Here is a 24,081-nt window from a genome sequence, read left to right as displayed (position 1 = left end):
GCCTCGCCCCGAAATCCGGGGACGCCCCGCAAGCTAATGGCCGCATATTCATACAGTGACCGTGCCTGCTGCGATCTAGCGATTCTTATTCCAGTAACGGCACATGCGGTACGGGGTACAACCGCTGAAAAGAGGACGTCGTGACTGAACAGAACAACGTCAGCCTGAATCCTAAAGCTCCCGAGCAGGGAGAGCGACTACACCGCGGTCTAAGCAACCGCCACATCCAGCTCATCGCCATCGGCGGTGCCATCGGCACCGGCCTGTTCATGGGCTCCGGTCGCGCCATCTCCCTGGCGGGCCCCTCCGTGATTTTCGTGTATATGCTCATCGGCGCCGTCATCTTCCTGGTGCTGCGAGCTATGGGCGAGATTCTGCTCTCCAACCTGAGGTACAAGTCCTTCTCCGACTTCACCACCGACCTCGTCGGCCCCATGGCCGGGTTCTTCCTCGGCTGGTCCTACTGGTTCATGTGGGTGGTCACCGCCGTCGCGGACATCATCGCAATTGTTGGCTACCTGCGTCTGTGGTGGCCCGACCTGCAAGCCTGGATCCCGGCGCTCGTCGTCATCGGCGTTCTGCTGACCCTGAACCTGGTGTCCGTGAAGAACTTCGGCGAAATCGAATTCTGGTTCTCCATGATTAAGATTGTCGCCATCGTCGCCCTGATTATCGTTGGTGGCGGCATGGTCGCTATCGGCTTCACCTCACCCAGTGGCGCGCAGGCGTCCGTCGCCAACCTCTGGAACGACGGCGGTATGTTCCCCAACCACCTGATTGGCTTCCTCGGCGCGTTCCAGATTGCCGTCTTCGCGTTCATGGGCTCCGAGCTTGTCGGTACCACCGCCGCAGAAACCCAGGACCCCGAAAAGACCCTGCCCAGGGCAATCAACGCCGTGCCGGTACGTATTATGGTCTTCTACGTGGGCGCGCTCGTCACCATCCTGATGGTTACCCCCTGGCGCCTCGTCAGCCCCGATAAGAGCCCCTTCGTCGCCATGTTCACCCTGGCGGGCCTGGGCATCGCCGCGCACATCATCAACTTTGTGGTGATTACCAGCGCAACCTCCTCGGCGAACTCCGGTATCTTCTCCACCTCGCGCATGGCATTCGGCCTGGCGCGCGAGCGCAGCGCCCCGCAGTTCCTGGGCAAGATCTCTAAGAACGGTGTGCCGCGTAACGCGCTGTTCCTCTCCGCCGTGATGCTGCTGTCCTCCATCGTGCTGCTCTACGCGGGTGACTCAATCTCTAGCGCGTTCAACCTGGTCACCACCGTGGCTGCGGTACTCGTGATTTTTGCGTGGGCGATGATTATGGTCAGCTACCTGATGTACCGCAAGAAGTTCCCGTCACGTCACGAGAAGTCGAAGTTCCGTCTGCCCGGCGGCCGTTTCTCCGCGTGGCTGTCGCTGGTGTTCTTCGCCTTCACCATCGGTGTGCTGGCCATGGATGAAGAAACCCTCAGGGGTCTGCTCGCGATGCCCGTCTGGTTCGCGATTCTGGGTATTGGTTGGTTCTTCAAGCGCCGTGCGGATGCACGCCGCCACGAAGCAATCTCTACCCGCACCGCGCAGATTGCGATTGTGGAGGCATCCGAGATTTTCTCGGCACGCTAAACACCCACGCTAAACACCCACGCTAAGCAACCCACGCTAAGCCACATCGGCTATCGGTACCGGCTACTAGTACACCGGCTACCGGTGCATGCGTAAAGCCCGCGTCACCTGCTCCTCTCAGGGAGCGGGGGACGCGGGCTTTCGCTGTCTCCAGGGATGAACCCGACGAGAGGCTCGCGGGAGTGCGCTTAGAGAGGCGCCACCTCAGCCTCTTCGGCCAGCGGGTCGTCGTCATCATCGGTGCGGTAGAAATCCCAGCGTTCACAACCGCAACCCGAACGCATCGCCTCAATGACGGCGGCAGCAGCCTCCAGCGGGTCGAGCGCGTGCAGGTTCCACAGCGCATGCACCGGTACCGGGTGCCTCCAGCCGTGCTCCTGCAGGAACTCCGGGTCGAAGGCGGGCAGCGCCTCGACGGTGGGTTCAAGCTCGCAGAGGAAACCGGTGGGGGAGCGGAAAACCGTCACCACGGGGGTCGGGTCGGCATCTTCCAGGCAGGCTCCGTCGAAGAAGTAGTAGGTGCTCAGACGGCGGTTCCAGGCAAGCTGCGCGAGGCGTTCGCCGAAGACTTCCACCGTCTGCTCCCACTGGGTGCGGTGGTACGCCGCCAGGTTGGTGTGGGCGGTCTGCACCACGCCGATGCCCTGCTCGGTGAGTTCGCGGGCGCTCAGACGCGCGGGCTCTGCCGGTTCCGCCGGTTCTGCGGGAGCGCCCGCAGGGGATGCGTCCGGGGTATCCAGCTCTGCTAGTTCTGCTTCGGGGAGCTCAGCGTTAGCCAGCTCAGTGTTAGTCAGCTCAGCATCGAGGAGCTCAAGCTCCTCCGCCGCGCTCACCTCGGCCTCGTTCGACTCAGTGGCGCTCGCCTCCACGGCAGCTGCGTTGGCTTCGTTCTTCGTCCACAGGCGCAGCTCGCGGGCAATCTGCGTGCGTCCGCGATGCAGAGTCGTCTGCCAGGAACCGAACTTGGCGCGTACCGCACCCAGCGGCGGCACCTGCTCAATGAGCGTGGGAATGGTAGACCAGTAGCCGTAGTTCAGCGCCGTCGGCTCGCGGTCGTAGCGGGCGCAATAGCTCAAAAAGAGGCTCAGAGTCTTCGGTGCAAAATCCTCGGGTACCGCCGCGGCGTCGATATACCACTCGTTCTCGAGCGCCTCCGCCGGGTAAATGCCGGTGCGGAGCATGCCCAGGGACCAGTCGCCGTCGCCGAGGTAATCGTTGACCGTCTGTGCGGGGGCAGGCCACGCGGATTCGCCCTCCATGCTGGAGGCGAGCAGGGTGTACAGGCTACCGCCCTCGGTGCCGATTTCTTTCACGCCTCGCTGCCGGATGTCCTCGAGGGTCTGCGCGTAGGCTTCTTCCTCCAGCTGGGAGTAGGGGTGTGCGGCAAGGTACTTGAGCGTTGCGCCAATCTTCGCCAGAACGTGTGCAATGTCTTCATTGTTGAAGTGGCGTGCCTCCAGCGCGGGCGGCAGGTCGTGAATAATATCGCAATCAAGAATCAGCGCCGCGTACTCGGGCTCCGGAGGCAGATCGTAGGCTTCCGCGAAAACGTACCAGAGGCCGCAGGCGAGTACCGTGTAGCTCGGGGCGTCTGCCGTGACCGGGCCAAACTGCCAGATGCCGGAGTCCAGCGCATAGTTCAGGTACTTCTTGTTGATGTGCGGGTACAGAAAGTTGAGGCGGCGGAGAACCTGGGTAGGGGTGAACCCCAGCGCGGCGAGTTCGGCGATGAGTTCCGCGTACTCGTCGTGAAAATCTAAGTAGCCCTCCGGCGCGTTTGATAGCGCGGCTTGTTCGCGCATGGGTCCCTCTTTCATCTGCGGGATGTGGCGGCACCATGTCGTACCGTGCCGCCGAAACCCTGAACGTGTGCACGCAGATAAGGGTGTTTGCGTGGTGTGAGTCCAGCTCTTATCTGCACGAATAAGAGATATTTTTTCAAAAAAATATGCTCTTTTATCTAAATTTATCGCTGAAACTAAGCACTATTCAAATACGTGAACCCCTAACACGGTTTCTTACGGAAAGATGACAATATTTAGCGCACCCACAGGGCAAAATGTGCGTAAAGACTCGTAATCTGCACTAGAAGATGCGATAGAAAAATACGCTTGCCCGCACCCGCACAGGCGAGCAAAATACGCCCCGCGCTGACTCTTTTCTCAGCATTACCGGCCAACCCATGAGCCGCGGCGAAATATGCGAAACTGGAAGGATGAGCGAACACCCCCTCCCGAGCAGCATCCGCCCGCGCGCGGATCGAGCTGCAGACCCCGCGCCCAGCAACGCCGCCGGCAACGAACCCAGCAGCGCCGCACACCGCGAAAAACACGAAACCGGCGGCAAGACTGAGCAGCCCGCCGAGCACCTCATCAACGCGCTCGCCGTAGAAACCGGCATCGCGCCGCACCGCATCCGCGCAGCCGTGGCGCTGCTCGACGCCGACAACTCCGTACCCTTCATCGCCCGCTACCGCAAAGAAGCAACGGGCGCGCTCACCGACACCCAGCTGCGCACCATCCAGTCGCGCCTGGGCCAACTCCGCGCCCTTGAAGAGCGCCGCAACCGCGTGCTCGAAGCGCTCACCGAACGCGCCGACGAAGGCCTCATCGACCCGCTCACCCTGCTGCAGCTGCGTTCCTCGCTCATGAACGCCGCCGCTATCGCAGACGTGAACGCCATCTACGCCCCGTACCGCAGCGAGCGCGTGACCCGTGCCCAGATGGCGCGTGCCGCCGGGCTTGATTCCCTCGTCGAAGACCTGCTGGAGGTGCCCCTCGCCGAGGCACACGCCATTGCCGCCGCGTACATTACCGACGGCACCGAAGATGACGAAGACGAGAGCATTGAGGTTGCAGAGACGGACGAAGCCCTGCAGATTCACAGTGCCGAAGAGGCCCTCGACGGTGCCCGCGCGATTCTGGTTGACCGCGCCCTCACCGACCCGGTGCTGAGCGAAAAGCTCCTTAAGCGTCTGCGTGAAGGCGGCGTGATTGAGTCTCGCGTGATTGCCGGTCAGGAAAGCATCGGCGCGAAGTTCTCCGACTATTTCGCCTTCTCGGACCGTATTCGTTCCATTCCGCCGCACCGCGTGCTGGCGCTGCACCGCGCCAAGGACGCTGGCGTGGTGCGCCTCAAGGTGGATGTGGCACCCGCCCCCGTGGCGCTCAGCCGCCTGCGTGGTGCCGCCCGTGCCGAAGCTGAGGCCGCCGCAGAAAATTACGAGAACGTCCGTTCTGCATATGAGCGTGAGGTCGCCGCCGCGCTACGCATCCCCGTGCAGGTGCTCAACACCGTCGACGACGAAGACCGCGTACTCGGCTGGCTCGCCGCCACCGTGCGCACCGCATGGCGCAGCCACCTGCGCCCGCGCCTTGCCGAACGCATCCGCCACCAGCTACTCGACGCCGCCGCACAGCACGCGACAGAGGTGTTCGCCTCCAACCTGCGCGATATTCTGCTCGCCGCGCCCGCCGGGCACAAGACCACCCTCGGCCTGGATCCTGGCCTGCGCCACGGCGTGAAATACGCCGTGGTTGACGGCACCGGTGAGCCGTTGCGCGTGGGCACCGTCTACCCGCACGCCCCGCGCAACCAGTGGGCAGAAGCACTGCGCGAGCTCGCCGCCGCCTGCCGCGAGCACAGCGTGGAACTCATCGCCATCGGCAACGGCACCGCAAGCCGCGAAACCGACAAGCTCGCCAGCGAACTGATTCGCACCCTGCGTGAGGAAGACGCAGAAGCACCCCAGAAGGTGACCGTCTCCGAGGCGGGTGCCTCCGTCTACTCCGCCTCCGCGCTCGCAGCCGCCGAGCTGCCCGACTACGACGTGACCGTACGAGGCGCCGTCTCGATTGCACGCCGCCTGCAGGACCCGCTCGCCGAGCTCGTCAAAATCGACCCGCAGTCCATCGGCGTGGGCCAGTACCAGCACGACGTGCCGCCCGCCGCCCTGCGCCGCGCCCTCAACGACACCGTCGAAGACTGCGTGAACGCCGTGGGCGTGAACCTCAACAGCGCCTCCGTGCAGCTGCTCGCGCACGTGGCGGGAGTGGGCACCGCAACCGCCGAACGCATCGTCGCCTACCGCACCGAACACGGCGCCTTCGCGAACCGTCAGCAGTTGCTGAACGTGCCGCGACTGGGCGCGAAAACCTTCCGCCAGGCGGCAGGATTTATTCGCATCCGCGGCGGTGAGGAGCCGCTGGACGCCTCCGCCGTGCACCCTGAAGCGTACCCGCTCGCGCGCCGCATTATTGCCGACGCGCAGGCACGCAACGGCGCCCACTGGGTTGCCGGCGCCCTGGCTACCTCGGATGGGACCGACCCGCTCGCCGGGCTGAACCCCGCCGACTACGTGCAGGATAGCGATACTCAGGCGAGCGCAGACGAAGGCACCGCCGGCGTGTACACGGTCGAGGACATCTTCGCCGAGCTGCGCCGCCCCGGCCTGGACCCGCGCGGTAGCTTCCGCACCGCCCGCTTCTCCGAGTCCGTCTCGCACTTCGAGGACGTGCGCCCCGGCATGGTGCTCGAGGGCACCGTCTCGAACGTGGCGGCATTCGGTGCGTTCGTGGATATTGGCGTGCACCAGGACGGCCTCGTGCACATCTCGCAGATGAGCCGCGGCTATGTGGCGAACCCGCACGATATTGTGCGCAGCGGCGACATCGTGCAGGTGCGCGTCGTGGAGGTCGACCCGGCTCGCCGCCGCATCTCCCTCTCCCTGCTGGTGGAGGACGAGAACTAGCGGGGGAGAGCGCAAGCGTTCGCTGACCTGTTGAGCAATCCGCGAATGAGCATTCTCTAAAACCTTAGCTCCCGCAAGAGCGCACAAAAGCCCCGACAAACACTATCTGTGCCTGTCGGGGCTTTATGTAGGTTCGATTCGAGCTCTACGCCCGAGCTACACCTTAGAAGTCGATGTTCGCCGGGTCAGCGCCAATACGACCCTCGGGGGTGGAAAGCGCATCCACAGCCGCGATGTCCTCGGCGGTCAGCTTCACGTTCACCGACGCCAGGTTCTCCTCAATGCGGGAGGGGGTCACAGACTTCGGGATAGCCACGGTGCCCTTAGCCAGGTGCCACGCCAGCACAACCTGCGCGGGGGTTGCGCCGTGACGCTCCGCAATCTCAGTCAGCACGGGGTTCTGCAGCAGGTCGCTACCGTTGCCCAGCGGGCTCCACGCCTGAGTCGCGATGCCGTACTCGGCGTGAACGGCGCGCAGCGCCTCCTGCGAGAAATAGGGGTGCAGCTCAATCTGGTGGATGACCGGAACCACGCCGGTCTCCTCGATAATCTCGCGCAACTGCTCCTCGGGGAAGTTCGAAACACCAATCGAACGGACCTTACCCTGCTTCTGCAGCTCAATCAGCGCACGCCAGGAATCCAGGTACAGGCCCTGCTGCGGCTTAGCCCAGTGAATCAGGTACAGGTCAACGTAGTCGGTGCCCAGCTTCTTCAGGGAAGCCTCGAACGCCTCGAACGCGCTCTCGTAGCCCTGGTCGGAGTTCCACAGCTTGGTGGTGAGGAAGATGTCCTCGCGAGCCACGTTGGAGTTAGCGATAGCGCGGCCTACGCCCGCCTCGTTGCCGTAAATAGCGGCGGTGTCGATGTGGCGGTAGCCGGTCTCCAGGGCGGTGGCCACGACCTTCTCGGCGACCTCGTCCTCAACCTGCCACACGCCGTAGACCAGCTGCGGAATGGATCGGCCGTCGTTGAACTTTACGTTCGGTACGTTGTAGCTCATGATGCTCCTTAGAGTGGGGGAGGCGGCGCCTCCCGAAGAGTTGCTTTGGATAGTTCTACAAGGCTACGCCCCAGAGCCCCCGTTGAGAAGAGCCGGGCCAGAATCGGGCGTGAATCTAGCCTGAGGCGTAACCAGATGACAAAAAATGACGGGTGCTAGAAATACCGCTCAGTCTGGAAGGTGGCTACCGCTCAGATTGGAGGGCGGCTACCGCTCGACAGCCGGCGCAAAGAGCTCGCGCACATCCTCAGCCGTCACCGCCGCGGAGGCGAACTCGCCCTCACCGACCACCGCATCGAAGAGCGCGGCCTTCGACTCCTTGAGCTGCATGACCTTCTCCTCAATCGTGCCCTCGGCGACCAGACGGTAGACGTGCACCTCCTTGTCCTGGCCGATGCGGTGAATACGGTCCACCGCCTGCTGCTCGGCGGCGGGGTTCCACCACGGATCCATGATGAACACGTGATCCGCCTCGGTCAGGTTCAGACCGAAACCGCCAGCCTTGAGCGAAATGAGGAATACCGGCTCCTGACCGCTCGTGAACGCCTCGATGACCTCGGCGCGGTTGCGGGTCGAACCATCCAGGTACAGGTGGCCGATGCCTTCCTCCGCCAGGCGCGCCGAAATGCTCTTGAGGTAGCCGGTGAACTGGCTGAACACCAGCACGCGGTGGCCCTTCTCGAGCAGGTCGGGTAGCTGCTGAACCAGGTAGTCGCGCTTGACCGACGACACCCCGGCGTAGGCTTCCGGATCAATCAGCGCGGCATCAAGCGCCAGACGGCGCAGCAGGGTCAGCGACTGGAAGATCGTGAACCGGTTCTTATCCATATCCTCCAGTAGACCCAGCACCTTCTGGCGTTCACGCTGCAGATGCGTGTCATAGATGCGGCGGTGACCGGGAGCCAGCGGCAGGTTCACGCGCGTATCGTTCTTCGCCGGAAGCTCCACCGCCACCAGCTCCTTGGTGCGACGCAGCATGAGCGGGCGGATGCGCCGGCGCAGACGAGCAGCCGTCGCCGCGGCGTGCGCCGGGTCCTCGCCGGACTCCGCCGGGCGAGCGTACAGGTCACGGAACGCACGGGCTGAGGGGAACAGGCCGTCCGCCACAATCGCCAGCAGCGCCCACAGCTCCATGAGGTTGTTCTCAATGGGCGTGCCGGTCATCGCGATCTTGGTGCGGGCGGGCATCGCGCGGGCGATAGACCAGGCGCGGGTGCCGGTATTTTTGACGAATTGCGCCTCGTCCAGCAGGAGCGCACCCCAGCCTTCGGGGGCGGACTGCTCGCCCGCGAATTCGTCAACGGTACGGCCTAGCGTGCGGGCGTAACCGGTGTATGCGTCCTCGTCCATGCGCAGCAGCGTGTAGCTGGTCAGCACCAGGTGCGCCCCGGCAACCCGCTCGGCAAGTGGGGTCTTACCGGCGGTGGTTTCGGTGATGGTCACGACCTTCGCCTCGGGCAGGAAGCGTTCCGCCTCCGCCGCCCAGTTGGTGATGACGGAGGTCGGGGCAACCACGAGGAAAGGTGCGAACGGCTCGATGCTCTCACCGCGCTCGGTGGTACGTTCGGAGGCGGCACGGTGCTCCTCAATCGCGTGGGCGAGCAGTGCGAGAGCCTGCACGGTCTTACCCAGACCCATATCGTCGGCGAGAATACCGCCCAGACGCTGCTCGTACAGGAACGACAGCCACTGGAAACCCTCCACCTGGTAGGGGCGCAGGGTCGCCTGCAGGCCGGTGGGTACCGGACGCTGAGCGATAACCCGACCGGAAGCCTGCTGGGGTGCGGGGGAATCCTGAGTTCCCTTGTCAGAGGTCTTTTCAGAGTCCTTTTCGGTGCTCTCTTCGGCATCCTCCAGGCCCTCAACCAGCTCCAGTAGCGAACGCACCTGAGCATCCCACCGCGCGGTCGTATGCACGCTCGCCGCCAACGACTCCAGCTCAGAGAACAGCCCCGCCTGGTGCCGGTTAATGCGCAGATCGCCGCCCGCGTCGTCGAGCTCGCGAGCCTCCGCAATGAGGGTGCGCAGGGTCTTAAACTCGGGCCGACGCAGCGAAAAATAGGTACCGTTACCGAGCAGAATACGGTCCGCCCCGCGATCGAGCGCCTCAAAAATCTGTGCAAACGGTACAGTCCAGTTATTGACCTTCACCGCAATGCCCAGGCCGAACCAGTCGCGAGAATTGCCCTCGTTCACGGTGATTTCAATGAGCGCGTCGGTTGCCTCCACGAACTGTGGCGGGGTGCCGTTAAAACGCACCTGAACAGCGGAAACATGGCGAAGCTTCGGCAGAATCGCGCTGAGCAACTCACGGGTCTCCCAGCCTTCGATGCGACGCTCCTCCAACCCGGAAAGCGCCGGGTGGGCGGCAAGAATTGCGCGCACCGAACGCAGTACGCGCGCCTCAAAACGCTCATCGCGCACCTCGCCGCCCTCTTCGCCGGGGTAGCCGAAAACGGGCAGGGAGTACACATCGGAGGCACCCGCAGGATTCTGCGCGCTCGCCTCCTCTGCGCTGTCCTCCGCGAAGGGGTTCAGCGGGTACTCCCAACGCCAGCTCAGCTGCGCGTCGTGGCGTACCTGCTCGTCAAAGCTGATTTCAAGCACCAGATGCGGCGGCTTCACGCGCGGCAGCGCCAGCGCCGGGTCGGGGGTCAACGAAGGAATGGAACGGCTGAGCGCGGGCAGGTATTCCTTCTGGAACGTGGCGCGTTCCGCGGCGGGAATGTGCACGGTTCCGGCGCTAATGAGTGATTCGGAGGCGGCATCGAGCGGCTCGACCAGGGGGATGAGCGCCAGCTCCACGCCCTCGGGCAGTTCGGGTACGGCGGGGGAGTAGCGCACCCGTTCACCCTGCGCCGGGTTGATGGTCGGGGCAGAGGGTTCAGTAGGCGCCTCCTGCGCGTCCTTTTGGGCAGCCTTTTGAACGAAAGATTCGCGGCCCACTTCATCCAGTGCGCCGGGGCGCGCGGTCTTCCAGTGCACCGCCTTTGCCGCCTGTTCGTACTCCTGCTGGGCGAGCCCGCCCAGGGCAAAGAAGCCGGTGCGCGGGGTGCCGATGGGGTGGCAATGCGCGGCGGGCAGCCAGAGCTGGCGCAGTAGTTCGCCTTCGCGTCCTTCCCAGCTGAGCGCGGCTTGAAGTTGCAGGCCGGCGCCTTCTGCGTGCTTCTCAGCGCTGGCGTGCAGGCGCACCTGTGCCGGGCTCAGCACGGCGTAGTTCACCTCGCGACCGTTGATCAGCAGGGGCAGGCCAATATCCTCCGCGCGGGCGAGTACATCCCAGAGCAGAGTGGAGGCAGATGCGCTAATCGAAATCCAGTCGCGGTGCGAGGAATACATGTTCTGCCAGGGGCGGGCAATCGAGTAGAGCTCGGCGAAGAATCGTTCGTGTTCGGGGTAGATTTCGTGCCGTCCGACGGGTCCGCCCACGCTGGAGGCGAAGGTTTCCCAGCTGAGGCCGCCCTTAATCCAGCGCCCGGTTTTGGACGCCATGAGCGGGCGGGCGAGCAGATTAATGCTGGGGGTTGCGCCGGGCATATTGCGGCCGCGCGCGTAGGAGCCGGAGACGCTCAGCGAGAAATCCAGGGCACCGCTCACGCGCATCGAATCAATGCCCGCAAGGTCCTGACGTGCGGAAAGAACGGAGGAGAGGTCGCGCCGCCATGCCGAGATTTTGGTGGCGGATGCCTCTGCCTGCAGGCTCGGGGAGGTGCCTAGCTCGTTGAGCGCAAAGCTTCCCTGGGGGTTTGCGGGCTCGGCAGCCGCTGCATCGGGCGCGGGCAGTTTCGCCGCGGTGGTGAGTGCACCGGAGGCGCGCAGTGCTGCGAGCGGGTCGGCGGATTTCTTCGCCTCCGCAACGTCCACGCTCTTTGAATCTGCGGATCCCTTTGCCTCTGCCGCCTCCTTTGCCGCGGCACCGGGTACGCCGACCGGTCCGGGGTGTTCGCTGAGTGCCTTTTTCGCTACGGAGGCGCGGTCGAGCGCGGTGAGCATGAGCGCTACGGCGTGCTTGCAGTCGGTGAGCACGGGGCATGTGCAGCGGGCGGTGAAGGTTGCGGAGCCGCTGACGGCGGGGAAGAAGCGAATGGTCACTTCGTAGGGGATGATGGTGCTTCCGTTGACGAGTCCGGTGAGGGTTCGCTCGTCTTCGTCGTAGCTGTAGCGGATGACTTCGCGGTTGCGCTGGTAGGCGACGCCGCGCTGGTAGGTGCGGTGCCCGGCCTGGCGAATGATCTGCGGTACGGTGACGGGAATTTCGGGGAAGGGGTTGTTGGCGCTCACCAGCTCATTATCGCGTATCGTGCCGGTTTGCGCCTTGTCGCCGGTCATTTGCTGGCGGTTGCTGGGCTGGTTGCTGGGCTGACTGCCGGGGCGACTATTGAGCGGTGGTTTGGGGTGTATTTCGTATTTGTGGTGGGGGAGTTTTTAGCGCATAAAAACACCGGTATTCACATAAGGTATTCCGCACCGTATCAAAAATTCACGCCATTTAAAACGTTCCCACAAGCCAAAATGCCAATAATCTAAATCTCTTTCACAAAACGCTTTACTTAACTTGAGAAAATGCTGTAAGCTAAACCCAGCTTCAAGAGTTTCGACTGATAAGCTCCGACTATGGTCGAACGCCAACCCCATGTTCACGGGTGGCTCGGATGACGAAGCGGTTTGTATTCACCACCGGAATAACCGGTGGTAATTGGTACAGACAAGAGCAACGCGAAAGGATCGCGCCACTCACGGCGCAGGTTGTCACATGTACAACGGCTCTGCAACCCAAGCAGCAATCTCTCTGAACCCCTCCCGCTCCTACCAGGAAAGCCTGCGTGCCGCAGCTGTACCCGCGCGAGGCGGATACACCGCAGTCAGCATTGACGATTACTCCCGCATTTCTTCTAAGCGCGACGAGTTCCTGAACTTCCTTCTTCTGCCCAACCCCGAGGGCATCCCCGCTATTGAGTACGCCGGTCTGCGCGTAGCGTAGCATTAGGGGTATGAATTTCTCCGGTATGCTCCTGGACTCCGACGTTCTTGCGGAGATCCGTAAGGCGGATCCTGACCCCGCCGTGGTCGCTTTTCTGCGCCGCCGCTCGTTCCGACACATGTACATTTCTGTGCTGAGTATTGGCGAGCTGAAGGGCCTGTACCCCTACCCGGAAACTGATCGCTGGATTACCGAACTTCTTGAGCGCTTTGGTGACCACGTTATTAATGTGGATGCGCGTGTGAGCCTCGAGTGGGCCGGTCGTCAGGCGCCGCTCGGTGCGCATGCTGTGGGTCGTGATGATGCCGGTCCGCTGCCTACCGCCGCCCTGGAGGGTCTGATGGCGGCGAGCGCGAGCGCCTATGATTTGGAGCTGATTTCTTCTAAGGCGCAGGTGTACCGCGCCTGGGGTGTTGAAGCTTCCAACCCGTGGACTGAGGATTAAAACTTTGCCGGATACGCGCCCTCGCGTGCGTGTCTGTATGAATACCTGTGTGAATAGTTGTGAGAACCCGCTTTCGAGTGTTAATCGGAGGCGGGTTTCGTCGTTAATTCGTGGCATGATTGAAGGACGATGAAAAGCACCTCACCTATCTCGCGTTATTCCATGCCCATGCCTCTGTGGCTTCAGGGTGTTGTTGAGCTAATTGTTACTGCCCTGTTCTCTGCGCTTGCTGTGTTTGCGGCGATGTCTGCCGTGTGGGCGACCAAGGGTTTTGGCGACATGGAGTTCTCCTCCGTGGCCGCCATGTCGGCGCACCTGTGGCTTCTGATTCACGGTGTTCCTTTGGATCTTGCGGCTGCTTTTGGTGCTTCTGCCGGCACGATGACGCTGGTGCCGCTGGGTTTGAGTGTTCTGCCTCTGCTGCTCTGTTACCGTTCGGGTCGTCGCCTGGCGCGCGCCTCGTATGAGGGTGAGTTTTTGATTCCGGTGCTGTCCGGTTCGGTGACTTATGCGCTGATTAGTTCGGCGATGTACGGTTGGGCGAGCCCGCATCCGCAGCCTCTTCAGGCGTTGAATGCTGCCCTGGTGCCTTTGGGTATTGTGGTGGCTGGTCTGATGTGGGGTGGCTACCGTGAGGCGCGTTCGCTCTCGCGCATGGTGGGTGTTGATACTGCGGAGCAGATTTCGCAGATGAGTCAGTATTCGCGTTGGGCGGGTTCGTACGCGTGGGCTGTGGTGCGTGCTGCGGTGGTTGCTTTTGTGGCGCTGATTGGTCTGGGTGCGGTGCTTTTGGGTATCGGTATTTTGGCGGGCTGGTCGCAGATCGTTGCCACCTACCAGGAGCTGCACGCGGGCGCTGTGGGTGATACTGCGGTGACTCTGCTGCAGCTGGGTTTCTTGCCGAACCTGGTAATCTACGCGATTGCGTGGTCGACCGGTGCCGGTTTCTCCTTTGGTGCGGGCACCTCGGTTGGTTTGACCAGTAGCGATGCTGGTACTTTGCCGATGCTTCCGATTTTGGGCGCTGTGCCCGAGTCGTTGGGCACATTTGGTCTGGTGGGTTTGCTGGTGCCACTGGTTGCCGGTGCGATTGCTGGCTGGTGGTTCTTGCGTGAGGGTGAGGATCACCTGGATGAGTGGGTTGCTCTGAAGGTTCCGTTCCGCCCGCTGTCTGCGCTGATTTCTGCAGTGGTGCTGGGTGTGATGACCGGTATTATGACGTCGTTTGGTGCCCTGTGGCTGGGCTGGATTTCGTACGGTTCTCTGGGCATTGGTCGTTTTACGGAGGTTGGTGCTGAGCCGCTGACTTTTGCGGCGCATACCGCGTTGACGGTGGGTGCCGGCGTGACTTTCGGTATGTTGCTGAGCCGTGCCCTGGTGCCGGATAGTAGCCGTGAGCTGCCTCGTTTTGCGGATGAGCGCCCGAACCTGGGTGAGCGTCTGATGAGTTTTACTGCTTCGGCCCGTGAGCGTTTTGCACAGGGCCGTGAGCGTTTTGCGGAGCGTCGTGAGCGTTTTGCGGAGCGTCGTGAGCAGCGTGCCCAGGAGCGTGCGGAGCGTATGGAGCGTGAGGCTGAGGAAGCTGCGGCACGTGAGGCGGCTGAGCGTGAAGCCGCTGAGCGTGAAGCTGAGGAGGCGGCACGTGCGCAGGCTTCCGAGCACGTTGCTGAGCCCGAGCGGTCTGTAGCATCTGAGCAGTCTGTTGTATCTGAGGTGGCGACCGGTCACGTTCCGGTGCATCCGCAGGAGCCTGTGGTTGCCGTTCCGGTAGAGACGACTGAGCAGCTGGCGCAGCGTGCGGCGGCGGATGCTTTCGCTGAGATTGTTGCAGAGCGCGAAGAGGCGGCTGAAGAGCCTGTAGTAGCAGAATCCACTGCGGACGCTACTCAGGAGTCTGTCTCCGAAGAGCTTATTGCGCAGGAGAGCTCTGCTGAGGAGTACGAGCCGATTGAGGCCGTTCAGCAGGTCGATTACCTGCACTCTGCACATGCTGGCTCTGCACATGCTGACTCTGCGCATGCTGAGGATTACGAGAGTATCGAAGCTTCTGTTGAGCCTGCCTCCAGCGAGCACGCTACTTATGAACACACTGCTTATGAGCCCGCCCTGTACGCTCACGACCCCTCCGATGAGCAGACCCGCGAGCTGATTCAGGAGCCCGTCTACGAGGCTGCTGAACCTGTTGAGCGTGAGGACGCTGTCGAAGAGCCCGCAGAGCAGGCGCTGCGTTCGAAGGGCCGCGCGAGCCGCATTATGGCGTACTTCGGCTTTGGTCTTGAGCAGCCCGCCGCAGCGCAAGATGACTCAGCGCAGGATAGCTCAGCCGATGCCGCTCACGCCGCATCCGCCGCGCAGGATTCCGCTCGGGACCGTGCCAATGACCGCGCGCATGAGCGTGAGCAGAAGCGCGAGGCGAAGAAGGCGGCTAAGGCGGCACGCAAGAAGCAGAAGAAGGACTCAGAGCGCGACTTTGTGGATCGCGAACTGGATGTCCTCTCTGCCGATCAGGCGATGAGCCGCATCTTTGAGGTTCGTAGCCAGACCGGCATCCTTCCGCTGGTGACCGATGAGGCGTCTACCGTGGAGCTGCCCCCGCTGGATGTCAGCTCCTCGAAGTCCCAGGGCTCTAGCGCGCCGAAGAAGAACTAGAGCTGGACGCGCCGGTGAGCTTGTCCATCGTGCCCTGGAACTTCTGGTCGCAGGTGTACATGTCGGTCTGGGTCAGCGCGGCGGCGCGGCACTCGCGGTACTCCTGCGCGCCGGGCATGAAGGCAAGACCAATGCCACCGAGCAGGGTCATGGCGCCGTAGATGATGCTGACGCCCGCGGCAATGTAGAAGAACCAGGGGCCGCGGTAGACTGCGGTGCGCACGATCGCAATAATGCTCAGGGTGATGCCGACCAGCGCGAAGAGAAAGAGCGCCAAGAAGAGCGGCATCGTGGAGAGCACGAAGGAAGACGCCGCAAAAATCACCAGCGCGGCAGCGATCAGCATGAGCGAGGTGCGAATATTCGCTTTCTGCTGTTCGATGGGGTCGATAGGCTTGCGCGGCTTCTTGCCCTGAGGTCCCCGAGGCTGCGGCATCATGTTCTGCGGTGCCTGCTGCGGCGCTCGCGGCGGAACCTGCTGGTTCTGCGGCGTGCCGTTGTTCGGTGCGTTGTTTGGAGTGTTCTGCGGGGGAGTAGACATACCTATAAGGGTACCGTCCCGTGCGCCCGCGACCTATTGAGTATGCGGCCTATTGAGGTCGCGACCTGTTGAGTTTGCGCCCAGTAAACCCCGGTGCCCCCCCATAAACCCCCATGAACTCCAGTGAACCCCGGTGAGGATTCATCCCGCCGGGGTTTCTTTGTGCTCACCTTTGGGTTTTGGGTGTTTTGTGAACCTCTTACCCCCTTTGGATAAGGGTGTGAGACGGGTTATACTAGTCGGGTGCGAATTGTGGTTATGGTATCCGGCTCCGGAACGAATCTTCAGTCCATCCTCGACGCTGTAGCAGCGGGCGAGCTTCCCCTCGACATTGCGGCAGTGGGCGCCGACAAGCCCTGTCTGGGTATTGAACGTGCCCAGGCGGCGGGTGTACCCACCTTCCTGGTGCAGCCCGGCGACTACGCCGACCGCCCCTCCTGGAACCGCGCGCTGGAAGAAAAGATCGCTTCCTACAACCCCGATTACATTGTGTTCGCCGGCTTCATGCGCATTGTTGACGCGCAGCTGGTCGAGCGTTTCAGCAACCGCATTATTAACACCCACCCCGCCCTGCTGCCCTCCTTCCCGGGTGCGCACGGCGTGCGTGACGCCCTGGCGCACGGTGTGAAGATTACCGGCCTGACCGTCCACTTTGTGGATGCTGGCGTTGACACCGGCCCCATTCTCGCCCAGGCGGCAGTGCCCGTCCTGGATGACGACACCGAAGAGACCCTGCACGAACGCATTAAGGTGCAGGAGCGCCGCCTGCTCGTGCAGACCATCGCGTCTCTCGCTGAATCCCACGGTGCTGTGTCTGACAGCTAATTCCGCCCACTGATTTTTCGCGGCGGAATGAGCCGAGCTCAAACCCCGCCGCCCACACACGTTCCGTTGTGCCCATTCGACGCGCTCACCTTAGCGTCACGCACAGCGGCGGGGAATACCCCCACACATATCCTGTCTATCCGGGCAGGCTACGTCCATCCACCAGCTGTGCCGCCGAGAACCGGCGTGCACGTCTAAAGCATCGGAGTATTTGTGTCTCTCATTGAGCTCGATCGCGTGCCCCTGCGCCGCGCCCTCATTTCCGTCTACGACAAGACCGGTCTGGAGGAGTTCGCCCGCGGCCTGCACGAGGCTGGCGTCGCGCTGGTCTCCACCGGCTCCACTGCATCCACCATCGCGGCAGCAGGCGTACCCGTCACCGAGGTCACCGAAGTGACCGGTTTCCCCGAGTGCCTCGAAGGCCGCGTGAAGACCCTGCACCCGCGCATCCACGCCGGTATTCTGGCTGACCGCCGCAAGCAGGAGCACATCGACACCCTCGAAGAGCTAGACGTTGAGGCGTTCGACCTGGTGGTTGTGAACCTGTACCCCTTCGTTGAGACCGTCGCATCCGGTGCCGATCAGGACGCCATCATCGAGAAGATCGACATTGGTGGCCCCTCCATGGTTCGCGCTGCCGCGAAGAACCACGACGCCGTCGCAATTGTTGTGGACCCCGCCGACTACGCGCGCACCGTTGAGGCCGCTAAGAACGGTGGCTTCTCCCTGGACGAGCGCCGCCGCCTTGCCGCTGGCGCATTCGCCCACACCGCCGCATACGACACCGCTGTGGCTACCTGGACCGCATCCCAGTTCCTACAGGATGAGGATGCTAACTTCTGGCCCCCGTACGCTGGCCTGGGCTTCGAGCGCAGCGAGACCCTGCGTTACGGCGAGAACCCGCACCAGCGTGCCGCCCTGTACGTTGACCCCGCCGCTGCTCCCGGTATTGCTCAGGCGGAGCAGGTGCACGGTAAGGCGATGAGCTACAACAATTACGTTGATGCTGACGCCGCTCTGCGTGCCGCTTACGACTTCGACGAGCCCGCTGTTGCCGTTATCAAGCACAACAACCCCTGCGGTATTGCTGTGGCAACCCCCGGCGCGGCTGACCCGATTGCGGACGCTCACGCGAAGGCGCACGCTTGCGACCCGCTGTCCGCATACGGTGGCGTGATTGCCGCTAACCGCCCGGTGACCGCCGCTATGGCTCAGACCGTCAAGGGCATCTTCACCGAGGTGATTGTGGCCCCCGGCTTCGAGCCCGAGGCGCTGGAGATCCTGCGCGAGAAGAAGAACCTGCGCCTGCTGGTTCTGCCCGAGGGCTTTGCCCGTGAGGCTATCGAGTACCGCCCCATTTCCGGTGGCGCACTCTTCCAGGAGGCTGACCGCCTGCAGGCTGAGGGTGACGACCCGAAGAACTGGACCCTGGTTGCCGGTGAGGCAGCTGACGAGGCCACCCTGCGCGACCTCGAGTTCGCCTGGCGTGCACTGCGCTCGCCCAAGTCAAACGCCATTCTGCTGGCCGATAACGGCGCCGCAGTGGGCATCGGCATGGGCCAGGTGAACCGCGTGGACTCCTGCAAGCTCTCGGTGGAGCGCGCGAACACTCTCGGCGGCGAAGGTAACGAGCGTGCCCGCGGTGCGGTTGCCGCATCCGACGCGTTCTTCCCCTTCGCTGACGGCCTGCAGGTACTGCTGGACGCCGGTGTGCGTGCCGTCGTGCACCCGGGCGGTTCGATTCGCGACGAGGAAGTTATCGAGGCGGCTAAGGCTGCTGGCGTGACCATGTACCTGACCGGTACCCGCCACTTCTTCCACTAAACATGTGTAGCGAGCTCAGTACGCGCTGAGCTGCCTGCTGTGAGCGGGGCATCCTGGGGTAAACCCGGGGTGCCCCGCTTTTTCGTGCTATCGACCTGAGACGTCTGCGTTGGGGCATCCGTATTGTGGGCAGTCGTATTTATAGAATTTTTGCTCTATTTTGCGCCGGATTTGCGCATGAGGGCGCGTCAACGGCAACCAGGATGCGCACGGATTGGCTAAAAATTCGCTAGGATTAGGTTGTGCCTAAAGTCAGCGAAGAATACAAAAAGAACAGGCGTTCTCAGATTGTAGAGACCGCCCGCGAATGCTTCATCAAGCACGGTTATCAGAAGGCTTCGATGAGCGACATTATTGCGGCCACCGGCCTGTCTGCTGGAGCGATTTATAACCACTTCTCCTCCAAGGATGAGATTATCCTGGCGGCAGCCCGCATGGACATGGCGCCCTTCGACCGCATCCGCGCCGAACAGCCCTGGGACTACGTGTTCGGGTGCCTGAAGGTGCTGGACACCCCCAAGATTCGCCGTCACCTGCTCGTCACCTGGGGCGAGGCCGTGGCAATGCCTCAGCTGGCGACTGTCGTCTCTGAGCAGCTGAGCTACCTGCGCGATCAGTCCCTGGAACGCTACCGCGCCTGGGGTGCTGTTGAGCTGGACTTCACCGAAGAGGAGCTTGAAGAGTGGCTGACCGTTATCGGTGCCGCGGTGCTGTCGGTGCTGACCGGTTACGTGGTGCAGACCCAGCTGGTGGCTGGCGGTAAGAAGGAGAGCGCTCGCGAGGCGTACCTGGAGTATGCTTCCGCTATCCTGCGTCAGGCGTAGGGCGCACAGACCTGCGTAAACTGCCGCCAATAAGCCCGCCGGGGTGTGTTGTGCGCCCCGCGCCGGACTCGCGCAGACACCGTGAAAACTTCATCGTGATGCTTGGTAAAGCCCGTTTTCCTTCTCGAAGGAAAGCGGGCTTTACGGTATTATGAGGTGTAGCTCATATTTTTTTCATTCGGGGTTTTCAGTTGGAGGCGCCCGCCGCCTCCTGAAGAACGCCCGGCATACGCCGCGGAAACCCCGATGATGAGCGACCGAAGATAACGCAAAAACACTCCCAGGAGCGTAATGTCCGAGCAGAAGATCCTCGAGATGCCCCTCGCCGACCTCGACCCCGAGGTTGCAGAAGCCATTGAGCTGGAGCGCAAGCGCCAGCAGAACACCCTCGAGATGATTGCATCCGAGAACTTCGTCCCCCGTGCCGTCCTCGAAAGCCAGGGCTCGGTGCTGACCAACAAGTACGCTGAGGGTTACCCCGGCCGCCGCTACTACGGCGGTTGCGAATTCGTTGACATCGTTGAGTCCCTCGCTATTTCCCGCGTGAAGGAACTCTTCGGCGCTGAGCACGCAAACGTTCAGCCCCACTCCGGCGCGCAGGCGAACAACGCCGTCATGCATGCACTGCTGAACCCCGGCGACACCATCATGGGTCTGTCCCTGGCACACGGCGGCCACCTGACTCACGGCATGAAGCTGAACGTCTCCGGCAAGCTGTACAACGTTGTCGCCTACAGCGTGGACGAGTCCGGCCGCGTTGACATGGAGCAGGTGCGTGAACTGGCGCTGGCTGAGCGCCCCAAGCTGATTATCGCCGGCTGGTCCGCGTACCCCCGTCAGTTGGACTTCGCTGCGTTCCGCGCGATCGCTGACGAAATCGGCGCGTACCTGTGGGTGGACATGGCCCACTTCGCGGGCCTGGTGGCTGCGGGTCTGCACCCGAACCCCGTCCCGCACGCACACGTGGTCTCCTCCACCGTACACAAGACTCTGGGCGGTCCCCGCTCCGGCTTCATCCTCTGCACCGAGGAGCTGAAGAAGAAGATTGACTCCGCAGTGTTCCCCGGCCAGCAGGGTGGCCCGCTCATGCACGTGATTGCCGCGAAGGCTACCGCGTTCAAGGTCGCCGCATCTGACGCGTTCAAGGACCGCCAGAAGCGCACCGTTGAGGGCGCACAGATCCTGGCGAACCGCCTGCTGCAGCAGGATGTGAAGGACGCCGGCGTTTCCATCGCATCCGGCGGTACTGACGTTCACCTGGTGCTTGTTGACCTGCGCAACCACGCCCTCAACGGCAAGGAAGCAGAAGACCTGCTGCACGATGCCGGTATTACTGTCAACCGTAACGCTGTGCCGAACGACCCCCGCCCGCCGATGGTGACCTCCGGTCTGCGTATCGGTACCCCTGCTCTGGCGACCCGCGGCTTCGACGCCGAGGGCTTCACCGAGGTTGCCGACATTATCGCTTCCGTACTGCTGCCGAACCCGGACATCGCTGCGCTGCGTGCCCGCGTTGAGGCACTGTGCGCCAAGTACCCCCTCTACCAGGGTAGCGAGAACTGGTAGACCCATGAATGACCCCGTTCGCTCAACATTCCCTGTGGGTGCTGAGCGGGCGGGGTTATTTCGCCCTCTTACTTTTTGCTGCTCTACCCGCCACATTCGTTGAGGGACGTAGCGGGGGAGTGGTACCTCTAGGGGCACACCCTAGAACCCAACACACAGACCGTCCGTTTCGGCGAACCCGCCGCAATCTATGGAAGGAAAAACAATGCCCCAGATTCTAGACGGTAACGCAACCGCCGCAGCCATCAAGGAAGAGCTGAAGGAGCGCGTCGAGGCGCTCAAGGCTAAGGGTATTACCCCCGGCCTGGGTACCGTGCTGGTCGGTGACGACCCCGCATCCCGCTCGTACGTGGGCGCTAAGCACCGCGACTGCGCAGAGATCGGTATTAACTCCATCCGTGTGGACCTGCCCGGTGACATCACTCAGGAAGAGCTCGACGCAGAGATTGACAAGCTGAACAACGACCCGGCGTGCACCAGCTACATTGTGCAGCTGCCCCTGCCCAAGCACCTGGACACCAACCGCGTGCTGGAGCGCATCGCCCCCGAGAAGGACGCTGACGGCCTGCACCCGACCAACCTCGGCAAGCTCGTGCTGAACGTTTCTGAGCCGCTGGACTCCCCGCTGCCCTGCACCCCCAACGGTGTCATTGAGCTGGTCAAGCGCCACGGCATCGACTGGAACGGTAAGAACGTTGTGGTGCTCGGCCGCGGCATTACCGTGGGTCGCCCGCTGGGTCTGCTGCTGACCCGCCGCGAGGTGAACGCAACCGCAACCCTGGCGCACACCGGTACCGAGAACCTGGACGAGGTGCTGCGCGAAGCTGACGTCATTGTTGCCGCTGTGGGTGTTCCGCACGTGCTGAAGGCTCACCAGGTCAAGGACGGCGCAATCCTGCTGGACGTTGGTGTTTCCCGCGCTGAGGACCCGGAGACCGGCAAGAAGAAGCTCTTCGGCGATGTCTCCCCGGAGGCTGCGCAGAAGGCGTCCTGGGTTTCCCCGAACCCCGGCGGTGTGGGCCCGATGACCCGCGCGGAGCTGCTGGTGAATGTGGTTGAGACCGCGGAGCGTCAGGCGGCGTAAGGCTCGCAACATTTCAGAGCTAATAACTCAAAAGGGCGGTGCCCCGGTAGAACAATCTACCGGGGCACCGCCCTTCACACTGTCATCACAAGAAAAGGCAGATGCTAGAGAATCATCTCGTAGAAGTAGGCATCAGCGAGGTACAGGGTCTCTGCGTACTCTACGGGGCTACCTTCTTCGGTGTAGCCGGTCGCGCAGACCTTGAACGCCGCCTCGCCCACGGGAACCTGCTGGTTGAACGCCTCGGCGTCGGCGTCGGTGAAGAGCGCCGCACTGGTGCGTACGCGGGCGTGCTTAATGGCGTTGGGGGTGTCGGCAAGCTGGTCTAGCGAGCTCATCGCACCGGACATCTCCGCCATCATGGCGTCCAGGATGCTACTTGCGGCGGCTTTCACAAAGTAGGAACGCTCAAAGCCAATGACTTCGTGGTCGGCAAGGCGCAGGCGGCGCACGAACAGCACCTGCTCGCCCACCGGCACGGATAGGTGGGTGGAAATCTCTTCGGTGGCGTCCACCCAGCGGGTCGCAATCATGCGGGTGGAGCCCTCAAAACCGCGGCGGCGCATATCGTCAACGAAGGTGTCCACGCGCGGAATGTAGGTGGCGTCGGTGCGCTCGGCAACGTAGGTGCCGGAGCCCTGCACGTTGTAGAGCAGGCCGCGTTCAATCAGGACCTTCAGGGCGCTACGAACCGTCTGGCGGCTCACCCCAAAGTTCTGCTGAATCATACGTTCGGTGGGCAGCTTATCGCCGGGCTTGCCGGGAATAATGTAGCGCTGCTCAATGTAGTGGATGACCTGCTCGTACTTCGGGCCGGGAATCGGGGGTAGCTCGTAGCGGCTCTCAGTGTTGTGAGCGGTACTTTCGGAGGCGGAGGTGCCCGCAGAATGTGAGGGGGTACCGTGGTCGGTGGTCTGTGAGGAGTGTGAATTCATCACCCAATAGTTTACCGTTCAGCCAGAGAAAAAACGCGCACGAGTGAAAATTTCTCTTCCTTCAAACTGGCATAATTAAGACTATGCATTTTTCTAACACCCCTGCACCGCGCCCGAGCGGTCTGCTTCGCGTGGCGAGCGTGAATGTGAACGGTATCCGAGCCGCCTACAAGAAGGATATGGCGGCGTGGTTGGCGAGCCGTGACATCGACATTCTCTGCCTGCAGGAGGTGCGCGCCCCCGACGCTATCGTGCGTGAGCTGCTGGACGAATCCCAGTGGCATATTCTGCACGCGGAGGCTGCCGCGAAGGGCCGCGCCGGCGTGCTGGTGGCGACCCGCCGCACCCCGAACTCTGCCGGTGAACTCCTGGAGAACCAGCCGGTCGCGACCCGCTCGAATATTGGCGAAGAGTACTTTGACGATTCGGGCCGCTGGGTTGAGGCGGACTACGTTCTGCCCAACGGCAAGACCTTGACCGTGGTCAGCGCGTACGTTCACTCTGGCGAGGTTGGCACCCAGAAGCAGGACGATAAGTACCGCTTCCTGGAGCGCATGCTGGTGCGCATGCCTGAGCTGGCAAAGCATTCGGACCATGTGCTCATCGTGGGCGATTTGAACGTGGGCCACACCGAGCTGGACATTAAGAACTGGAAGGCTAACCAGAAGCGTGCCGGCTTCCTGCCCGAGGAACGCGCCTACTTTGACCGCTTCTTCGGCGATATCGGCTACCGCGATGTGGCTCGTGAGTTGGCGGGTCAGGTGCCCGGCCCCTACACCTGGTGGTCTTACCGCGGCAAGGCGTTCGATAATGACGCAGGCTGGCGTATCGACTACCACATGGCGACCCCGGCGCTCGCCGAAAGCGCCGTGGAGGCGGTCGTGGACCGCGCGGCAAGCTACGATGAGCGTTTCAGCGATCACGCGCCGCTCGTGGTTGACTACCGCATCGGTGAGTAAGACGCGGACCCACCTACAGATAAGTTTTTGAAGATGTGCTGCACCGTCCGCAGCACCGCACAGGAAGAACTGCACAGGAAAT

General features: G+C 62.5%; 16 protein-coding genes and 1 riboswitch. Of the genes, 11 read left to right on the top strand and 5 right to left on the bottom strand.

Annotation, left to right across the window (positions count from 1 at the left end):
* The first annotated feature begins 140 nt into the window (after positions 1-140).
* A complete protein-coding gene (locus HMPREF2894_RS07855; RefSeq protein WP_049350024.1) occupies positions 141-1,616 on the top strand; it encodes an amino acid permease in 1,476 nt (491 codons plus the stop codon).
* Between the two features lie 188 nt (positions 1,617-1,804).
* Here HMPREF2894_RS07855 and HMPREF2894_RS07850 read toward each other — a convergent pair whose 3' ends face one another.
* Positions 1,805-3,418 (bottom strand): dehydrogenase, encoded by a 1,614-nt coding sequence (locus HMPREF2894_RS07850; RefSeq protein ID WP_070678670.1) that lies wholly within the window; start codon positions 3,416-3,418, stop codon positions 1,805-1,807.
* A gap of 413 nt (positions 3,419-3,831) precedes the next feature.
* On the opposite strand from HMPREF2894_RS07850, the gene HMPREF2894_RS07845 reads away from it, so the two are divergent.
* The gene (locus tag HMPREF2894_RS07845) at positions 3,832-6,366 is read left to right on the top strand and encodes a helix-hairpin-helix domain-containing protein (protein ID WP_210399408.1); all 2,535 of its coding nucleotides are present in this window, start codon (positions 3,832-3,834) and stop codon (positions 6,364-6,366) included.
* Between the two features lie 163 nt (positions 6,367-6,529).
* Here HMPREF2894_RS07845 and HMPREF2894_RS07840 read toward each other — a convergent pair whose 3' ends face one another.
* A complete protein-coding gene (locus HMPREF2894_RS07840) occupies positions 6,530-7,366 on the bottom strand; it encodes an aldo/keto reductase (protein WP_070678667.1) in 837 nt (278 codons plus the stop codon).
* A gap of 207 nt (positions 7,367-7,573) precedes the next feature.
* A complete protein-coding gene (locus HMPREF2894_RS07835; protein WP_070678664.1) occupies positions 7,574-11,695 on the bottom strand; it encodes a DEAD/DEAH box helicase in 4,122 nt (1,373 codons plus the stop codon).
* 254 nt (positions 11,696-11,949) lie between these two features.
* Positions 11,950-12,084: riboswitch (SAM riboswitch) on the top strand.
* 35 nt (positions 12,085-12,119) lie between these two features.
* Here HMPREF2894_RS07835 and HMPREF2894_RS07830 point away from each other — a divergent pair.
* From HMPREF2894_RS07830 to HMPREF2894_RS07820, 3 genes are all read left to right on the top strand, one after another.
* Positions 12,120-12,347: a hypothetical protein gene (locus HMPREF2894_RS07830; RefSeq protein WP_049327886.1), complete on the top strand. Its 228-nt coding sequence runs from the start codon at positions 12,120-12,122 to the stop codon at positions 12,345-12,347.
* Between the two features lie 10 nt (positions 12,348-12,357).
* On the top strand, positions 12,358-12,792 hold the full coding sequence (locus HMPREF2894_RS07825; protein WP_005506797.1) for a PIN domain-containing protein: 435 nt from the start codon (positions 12,358-12,360) through the stop codon (positions 12,790-12,792).
* A gap of 129 nt (positions 12,793-12,921) precedes the next feature.
* Entirely contained in the window at positions 12,922-15,441 is a 2,520-nt protein-coding gene (locus tag HMPREF2894_RS07820; protein WP_070678661.1) for a cell division protein PerM, read from the top strand.
* Here the strand turns inward: HMPREF2894_RS07820 and HMPREF2894_RS07815 are convergent.
* The gene (locus tag HMPREF2894_RS07815; protein WP_070678658.1) at positions 15,419-15,982 is read right to left on the bottom strand and encodes a 4-hydroxyphenylpyruvate dioxygenase; all 564 of its coding nucleotides are present in this window, start codon (positions 15,980-15,982) and stop codon (positions 15,419-15,421) included. The two genes, HMPREF2894_RS07820 and HMPREF2894_RS07815, sit on opposite strands and share 23 nt — an antisense overlap.
* Positions 15,983-16,240: 258 nt before the next feature.
* Here HMPREF2894_RS07815 and purN point away from each other — a divergent pair, with 258 nt between their 5' ends.
* The 5 genes from purN to HMPREF2894_RS07790 all read left to right on the top strand — a co-directional run bounded on the left by purN (position 16,241) and on the right by HMPREF2894_RS07790 (position 22,105).
* On the top strand, positions 16,241-16,807 hold the full coding sequence (gene purN / locus HMPREF2894_RS07810) for a phosphoribosylglycinamide formyltransferase (protein ID WP_070678655.1): 567 nt from the start codon (positions 16,241-16,243) through the stop codon (positions 16,805-16,807).
* A 213-nt stretch (positions 16,808-17,020) separates the two neighbouring features.
* Positions 17,021-18,631 (top strand): bifunctional phosphoribosylaminoimidazolecarboxamide formyltransferase/IMP cyclohydrolase, encoded by a 1,611-nt coding sequence (purH, locus tag HMPREF2894_RS07805; RefSeq protein WP_070678652.1) that lies wholly within the window; start codon positions 17,021-17,023, stop codon positions 18,629-18,631.
* A 242-nt stretch (positions 18,632-18,873) separates the two neighbouring features.
* Positions 18,874-19,455, top strand: coding sequence for a TetR/AcrR family transcriptional regulator (locus tag HMPREF2894_RS07800; RefSeq protein ID WP_070678649.1), 582 nt, complete (start codon positions 18,874-18,876; stop codon positions 19,453-19,455).
* Between the two features lie 291 nt (positions 19,456-19,746).
* Entirely contained in the window at positions 19,747-21,021 is a 1,275-nt protein-coding gene (gene glyA / locus HMPREF2894_RS07795) for a serine hydroxymethyltransferase (RefSeq protein WP_049346827.1), read from the top strand.
* 205 nt (positions 21,022-21,226) lie between these two features.
* Positions 21,227-22,105: a bifunctional methylenetetrahydrofolate dehydrogenase/methenyltetrahydrofolate cyclohydrolase gene (locus HMPREF2894_RS07790; protein ID WP_005508973.1), complete on the top strand. Its 879-nt coding sequence runs from the start codon at positions 21,227-21,229 to the stop codon at positions 22,103-22,105.
* Positions 22,106-22,209: 104 nt separating this feature from the next.
* Here the strand turns inward: HMPREF2894_RS07790 and HMPREF2894_RS07785 are convergent, their stop codons facing one another.
* Positions 22,210-23,043, bottom strand: a complete 834-nt coding sequence (locus tag HMPREF2894_RS07785) for a GntR family transcriptional regulator (RefSeq protein WP_012904090.1) — start codon at positions 23,041-23,043, stop codon at positions 22,210-22,212.
* 80 nt (positions 23,044-23,123) lie between these two features.
* Here HMPREF2894_RS07785 and HMPREF2894_RS07780 point away from each other — a divergent pair, with 80 nt between their 5' ends.
* Entirely contained in the window at positions 23,124-23,999 is an 876-nt protein-coding gene (locus HMPREF2894_RS07780; protein ID WP_005508971.1) for an exodeoxyribonuclease III, read from the top strand.
* Positions 24,000-24,081 lie beyond the last annotated feature (82 nt).

This window comes from Rothia sp. HMSC066G02 (genome assembly GCF_001813145.1).
Classification (GTDB): Bacteria; Actinomycetota; Actinomycetes; order Actinomycetales; family Micrococcaceae; genus Rothia.
Note: the sequence above shows the minus strand (reverse complement) of the source record. Positions and strands in the feature narration are given on the sequence as shown.